The organism is Rhizobium sp. CF122 (assembly GCF_000282035.1).
Lineage (GTDB): Bacteria > Pseudomonadota > Alphaproteobacteria > Rhizobiales > Rhizobiaceae > Rhizobium.
Genome location: NZ_AKKA01000014.1, coordinates 1 through 6,032 on the forward strand (window position 1 = coordinate 1; position 6,032 = coordinate 6,032).

4 protein-coding genes and 6 pseudogenes are annotated in these 6,032 nt (G+C 60.8%); 6 read left to right on the forward strand and 4 right to left on the reverse strand.

Annotated features, from left to right (window positions below):
- The 3 genes from PMI09_RS03945 to PMI09_RS03955 all read left to right on the forward strand — a co-directional run.
- Positions 1 to 770, forward strand: a 770-nt coding sequence (locus tag PMI09_RS03945) for an IS110 family transposase (protein ID WP_007789119.1), incomplete at its 5' end; no start/stop codon positions are given.
- Positions 771 to 961: 191 nt separating this feature from the next.
- Positions 962 to 1,984, forward strand: a complete 1,023-nt coding sequence (locus tag PMI09_RS03950; RefSeq protein WP_037081858.1) for an IS110 family transposase — start codon at positions 962 to 964, stop codon at positions 1,982 to 1,984.
- 417 nt (positions 1,985 to 2,401) lie between these two features.
- Positions 2,402 to 3,187: an SDR family NAD(P)-dependent oxidoreductase gene (locus PMI09_RS03955; RefSeq protein ID WP_007789121.1), complete on the forward strand. Its 786-nt coding sequence runs from the start codon at positions 2,402 to 2,404 to the stop codon at positions 3,185 to 3,187.
- Positions 3,188 to 3,309: 122 nt separating this feature from the next.
- Here the strand turns inward: PMI09_RS03955 and PMI09_RS32775 are convergent.
- From PMI09_RS32775 to PMI09_RS03970, 3 genes and pseudogenes are all read right to left on the reverse strand, one after another.
- Positions 3,310 to 3,836: pseudogene (locus PMI09_RS32775) on the reverse strand (transposase).
- Between the two features lie 82 nt (positions 3,837 to 3,918).
- On the reverse strand, positions 3,919 to 4,500 hold the full coding sequence (locus PMI09_RS03965; protein WP_007789122.1) for a dienelactone hydrolase family protein: 582 nt from the start codon (positions 4,498 to 4,500) through the stop codon (positions 3,919 to 3,921).
- Between the two features lie 117 nt (positions 4,501 to 4,617).
- Positions 4,618 to 4,860, reverse strand: a pseudogene (locus tag PMI09_RS03970) (transposase domain-containing protein); the annotation flags it as partial.
- Positions 4,861 to 4,882: 22 nt separating this feature from the next.
- Here PMI09_RS03970 and PMI09_RS30020 point away from each other — a divergent pair.
- A pseudogene (locus PMI09_RS30020) lies at positions 4,883 to 5,092 on the forward strand (transposase domain-containing protein); the annotation flags it as partial.
- A 37-nt stretch (positions 5,093 to 5,129) separates the two neighbouring features.
- Here PMI09_RS30020 and PMI09_RS32020 read toward each other — a convergent pair.
- A pseudogene (locus tag PMI09_RS32020) lies at positions 5,130 to 5,273 on the reverse strand (HlyD family type I secretion periplasmic adaptor subunit); the annotation flags it as partial.
- A gap of 2 nt (positions 5,274 to 5,275) precedes the next feature.
- Here PMI09_RS32020 and PMI09_RS03980 point away from each other — a divergent pair.
- Positions 5,276 to 5,566: pseudogene (locus PMI09_RS03980) on the forward strand (integrase); the annotation flags it as partial.
- 101 nt (positions 5,567 to 5,667) lie between these two features.
- Positions 5,668 to 5,769: pseudogene (locus PMI09_RS31205) on the forward strand (DUF736 family protein); the annotation flags it as partial.
- Between the last annotated feature and the right edge of the window lie 263 nt (positions 5,770 to 6,032).

Here is a 6,032-nt window from a genome sequence, read left to right on the forward strand (position 1 = left end):
CGACGGTGCTGGCGCATCTGCTTCGAGCCGACCTGGTGCCGGAAGCCTGGGCACCGAGCGACAGTGCCCGCGAGCTGCGCGCTGCCCTGCGCGAGCGGATGTTTTACGTGCGGCTGCGCACGATGACGAAGAACCGCATCGTCACGGTGTTTGATCGCTATCCGGAACAGACGGCCAAGCTGAAGAAGCTCGGCGATCTGTTCGGCAGGGCCGGCCGCGTCCAGCTGGCTGAGGTCAACGTCTCAGAGATCGACCGCGTCCAGATAAACCGTGGCCTCGACTTCATCGGCGACATTGATGGGCGCATCAAGCAGTCGGAGGCGACGATCCGGGCGATGACCAAGGCCAATGCCAACGTCAAGCTGTTGAAGACGATCCCCGGCATTGGCGAGCTCTTCGCCCGGCTGATCGATGCCGAGATCGACGACATATCGCGCTTCCGTAACCCGAAGAAGCTTGCCGCCTATGCCGGGCTGGTGCCCTCGACCTATTCCTCCGGCGGCAAGACCTTTCATGGCAAGATCATCAAGCAGGGCAACAAGTGGCTGCGCTGGGCGTTCGTGGAAGCGGTGACACCCGCCATCGCCAGCGATGCGCAGTTGCGCGCCCAATACGAGCATCTGAAAATCAGAGGAGTGAACAAGGCGCGCGTGGCCATTGCGCGTAAGCTTTTGACGATCGCCTTCCAGATCCTGCGTGACCAGCGCGCCTACGAGCCGCGCGGCAGCAGCACCGCGGAAGCCGCGTCGACGATATCCCGGTTGTCCTGATGACTGCTTAGCGAGCCCGGCAGGACCGGGCTGCGCTCCTCAAGGAGAATGGGAAACCGGGAGCCGAACGCCATTCTGTGACCGAAGCCACAGGGCATCAGGGTCACGCATTGATGGGGTGGACGCCCCTCGACGGCATCGAATGTGCCAACATGGTGGTGTTAACCGCCACAACAGAGGAGACGTCCGAAATGAACGTTAGCATGATGGGGTTGGATTTGGCCAAGAATGTCTTTCAGGTGCATGGATCGGATACCGCTGGCGCTGTCGTTTTCCGCAAGCAGCTGCGGCGGGACAAGCTGCTCGCGTTCTTCGCCGGACAGCCGGCGTGCATCGTCGCGATGGAAGCCTGCTCCAGCGCGCATTATTGGGCACGTGAGATCGGCAAACTCGGCCACACGGTTCGCCTGATTGCCCCTGCCTATGTAAAGCCTTTTGTGAAGCGCCAGAAGAACGATGCCGCCGACGCCGAGGCAATCTGCGAGGCGGCCCAGCGCCCGACGATGCGCTTTGTCACGGTTAAGAGCGAGGAGCAGCAGGCGAGCGCGGCGGTGTTCCGAGCGCGCGACTTGCTAGTGCGGCAGCGCACCCAGACGATCAACGCCTTGCGGGGTCACCTGGCGGAATACGGACTGATTGTTGCCCAGGGGCCCTCTCACGTCACCAGACTTGTCTGGCACGTGGAGGATCCCAGGAGCAAGTTGCCGGAGGCCGCACGCATGGCCCTCGCCATTCTGGTTGATACTCTGACGTCGCTCGACCAAAGGATCCAGAAACTAGATGTCGAAATCGCTCGGCGTGCTCGGGAAGACGAAGACGCACGACGGTTGGTGACAATCCCCGGCGTCGGTCCAATCACCGCGACGGCTTTGATCGCCCTTGCCCCAGGAGCGGCGGGCTTCAAGCGAGGCCGCGACTTCGCTGCCTGGTTGGGATTGACACCGTTGCAGCGATCCACCGGAGGCAAGCAAAAACTCGGTGAGACATCGAAGATGGGAGAGCGGACATTGCGCCGCCTGCTCATCATCGGTGCGAGCGCCGTGGTGCTGCAGGCTCGCCGGCGCGGCACCCCAGAAGGCTCGTGGCTCGGGCGCATGCTTGCCCGCAAGCCACCCATGCTTGTGACAGTCGCTCTCGCCAACAAGATGGCCCGCATCGTATGGGCACTTATGGCAAAGGGCGGCGTCTATAAAGCTCCAGCTGTGGCGGCATAACCGCCCGGCCAGAGGTCGTCGAGATGTAGGAAGGTCAACGGAAGGTATGGCGCAACAGTCGATGAGACGGGGTCGGGAAAACCAGTATGCTCCGGAGTGCTTCGAGCACGCCGAATTGATTTGGAGCCCGATCCGCGAACTCCCATACGGGCCAGCGACGGATGAACGGTCGCGCGAAAGGCCGGACAGATGTCAGCACCCGACTACGCGCGTAATACCGCCCGAAACTCCTCTTGCATTCACCGGGGCGTCCACAGATGGAGCATGGTTCAAGAACCGACGGACGGAAACAACCTGTCCAGCGGACGGAGAAGATTTAGCCGATCGGTCAAAACGCCGGTCAAACCATAACCGAACCCAGGGAAAAGCCGGCAAATGGTGGTGTTTTGTCCCTTGTGTTCTTTCATTGGAGTAGTCATGACTCATCCGCGTTTCCCAGAACTACGCGACCGCCGTGCCTTCCTTACCGGAGGCGGTACCGGCATCGGTCTTGCCATCGCACAGGCGCTCGCCCGGCAGGGCGTAACGATCGCCATTGCGGATATCGATGTGCGATCTGCCGAAAAGGCGGCGCATGAAATCGGAAACGGCGCGATTGCTGTCGAAGTCGATGTGCGCAAGCGCGCGTCGGTGCAGGCCGCTTTCTCTACGGCGTTGGAGAAACTGGGCGGCGTCGATATCCTGATTGCCAATGCTGGGGTTTCCACCATGCAGAAGGCGCTGGAACTGACCGACGAGGAATGGGATTTCAACTTCGATGTGAACGCCCGCGGCATATTCCTCAGCAACCAGATCGCCGGGCGTCATTTCTCGGAACAAGGCCGCGGCTGCATCGTCAACACCGCATCGCTGGCCGCCAAGGTTGGCGCCCCGCTTCTCGCGCACTATTCTGCGAGCAAGTTTGCGGTGCTCGGCTGGACGCAGGCGCTGGCGCGCGAGCTTGCTCCCCAGGGGATCCGGGTGAATGCCGTTTGCCCTGGCTTCGTCAAGACCGGCATGCAGAGCCGCGAGATCGAGTGGGAGGCCACCTTGCGAAGCATCACGCCGGAACAGGTTTTCAACGAATATGTCGGACAAACACCGCTCGGTCGCATCGAAACACCTGAAGACGTCGCGGATGTAGTCGTCTTCTTGTGCTCTGACAGCGCCCGCTTCATGACCGGCCAAGGCATCAACGTTACCGGTGGCGTGTACATGACCTGACGAGGCCGCCGAAAACTCTCGAGTGTAACATCGTCACTGTTCAGTAATCGGAAACAGGAGGACGAAGACCGGCGATGTCACGTTGTTTCATTGACGCGCGGACAAGGCGTTTTCCTGTGAACTCAGGCAACTGCGCCAGTCACGGCTTTCCACTGCGCCATTGCGCGGATGCGATGAATGTGGGTGGCTAGGGCTGAGCGTTCCTATTGCGGACTGCTGAGAAGACTGAGATGAAACGTTGCAAGCCGCTGACGGATCGAAATCCCTGCATCATCCGTTCTCGTTTTCGAAGTGGCACGTGAGAATTCTCCGCACGATTGTTTATGCCCTTGTGTGATGGATGTTCGACAGCGAGCATCGCGTCCCGTCTTGCTGTTCCGTATGAGCGCAGTTTGTCGGTGACGATGCGTTGCCAGTCGTCGGTCAGCCCAAGTTCGGCAAGCGTTTCCAGAAGTGCGTCCCATGCGCCTTGTTCGGCCCAGCGACGGAAACGAACATAGACCGAATTCCACTTGCCATATCGCTCGTGCATATCCCGCCACAGACAGCCAACGCGCAGAACCTGGAGCATGCCATTGAAAAAGCGGCGATTGTCATGCGACGGCCGAGACTTGCGGCCACACTCGGTCGGCAACAGCGGTCCGACGATCCGTCATTCCTCATCACTCAAATGTAAGCGCTGTTGCGGGACCACCTTTCGGGATTGAGCTCAACCAAAACGTCGGCATGGATCAGACGCGATCCAGGAACTCAAGCACGCGGATGGTGAGTAGCGCGGTCGCATCTGCGTCGTACGACGGGAGCGAGCTGTCGGCGAAGTAGTGCTGATCGCCGGTGTACAAAAAAAGCTCCGCGTCCTCGACCTTCTCCACGATCTCGCGGGCGGCGTCGATGTCGCCCTCGCCGACGAAGATCGGGTCGTTTTCCATGCCGTGAATCTGGACCGCGACGCCGTCTGGCCAGGGTCCGAAGGCCCACTCGCCAGTGATCGGCAGGCAAGAGTAGAAGAGCAGGGCTCCGCGGGCTCCGGGCCGTATCTGTGCCAGCTTCTGCGCCGGCAGCACACCGAACGAGAATCCGGCATAGACAAGCTCGGGAGGCAATTCGTCCGCGACGCGGACGCCGCGCTCCCGCATTTCGTCGAATCCGATCTCACCGATGTAGGCGAGACCGTCGTCGATACTCTGGAACGTGCGTCCGTCGAACAGGTCCGGTGTGTGTACGATGTGACCGCCGGCCCGCAAGTCGTCGGCGAACGCGCGCACACCCTGGGTCAGCCCCTGTGCGTGGTGGAACAGCAAGACCTCAGTCATACAGGCCTCCGGGTGAGATGGTGTGGTGCACGTTCGATCACTCTACAGCGTCATCGATTCGCCGGGAAGAATGCGGACACGTTATAGGAGTAACGTCTGCGACCCAGGTGACGGCCGTCATGATTCGGCTCGAACAAGCGGTGCTCTCAGCCAAGCCTTGGGCGTCGTGCTTGCGGCGTAAGCCCAAGGAAGCAGGTCATTGAGTTGGCTGTTCGGATGGCCGTTGACGATTCTGCTGAGGACGTCGGCCAGATAGGCGAGTGGCTCGACGTCATTGAGCTTGGCGGTTTCGATCAGCGAAGCAATCGTCGCCCAATGCTCCGCTCCAGCGTCCGAACCTGCAAAGAGGGCGTTCTTTCTTTTATGTAAAGATTTGCATAATCGCAAAAACAGTCTATTCGCCGGCAGTGAAGGCGGTGGACGGACGTGGGCAACACTGGCCACGCTTCTCCAGACGGCCAAAATGAACAACGTCGATCCGCTCGGCTGGCTTTCCCAGACCTTGACCCGCATCGCTAAAGGCTGGCCAGTATCCGAGCTCGAGGCGCTTATGCCATGGAACTTCAGGCATCCGGAGACAGTCTCACCATGATGGGCGTCGCCAACACGGATCCATGGTCGCGGATACCTCATTCCTCTCTGAAGGCCCGGGCTATCTGGTCTGCAAAAGGCTTGGTCAGGTAGGCCAGGGCTGTCCGGTCGCCGGTTTGCACAAAAGCCTCGACAGGCATCCCGACCACGGGCGTCAGCGCGCCCAGCCGTGTCCACTCTGACGGCGAGCAAACGGCCGCAGCAGCGCAGGAGCAAAACGGCGGTGACCAGGGACCTCCCGGCAAAGCTGTTGTCTGCCTGCGCCGGCGACCGGCTGGTCGATCTGCGTGATCGGGCGCTGCTGCTCGTCGCCTTCTCTTCCGGCGGCCGCCGGCGTTCGGAGGTGGCGGCATTGCGGGTCGAGGACCTGGTCGACGAGGAGCCGGTACGCACCGATCCGACCGACGGGACCTCCGCTCCCCTGCCCTGCCATCTCGGCCGCACCAAGACGACGACGGCTGATGACGACGAACACGAACCGCATCGTCAACCGCAGCCACTGGTTGATATTTGTCGCCAAACATAAGTTGCTTGAACATTTTCAATCCATGCCGACGGTTGACGCATCATGGCAATACAGCCAGGCTCGACGACCCGTGCTTCCCCGCTCCGATGTACGCCATGCTGGCCGAAGTCGAAGGCGAAGACGGTCTCCAGCTGATCTGGGATAGTGGGTGACAACCCTTGATCTCGGTCGCAATTCTCGAACTGGCGTGGGCGCGTCACGGTGTTGGACGCCGTCAAGGCCACTGGCGCAAACCGCAATACCGTCGGGATCATCTTCGAGCGTGACCGAGTAGGATATCTGAGCCCCCACGGAGCGTGGTACGGCTTGAGCTAAAGCCGGAGCAAATGGTCAGCCGATGAGCCGGGATCGGAAGTATGGGCCAATTGCGCACGGCCGCCATCGTCACGTCCCCTAGAGCGGATCATTGCTTATC

Coding starts and splice junctions, on each gene's coding strand:
- PMI09_RS03955 (WP_007789121.1), top strand. CDS start 2,402: ATGACTCATCCGCGTTTCCCAGAACTACGCGACCGCCGTGCCTTCCTT.
- PMI09_RS03965 (WP_007789122.1), bottom strand. CDS start 4,500: ATGACTGAGGTCTTGCTGTTCCACCACGCACAGGGGCTGACCCAGGGT.
- PMI09_RS03950 (WP_037081858.1), top strand. CDS start 962: ATGAACGTTAGCATGATGGGGTTGGATTTGGCCAAGAATGTCTTTCAG.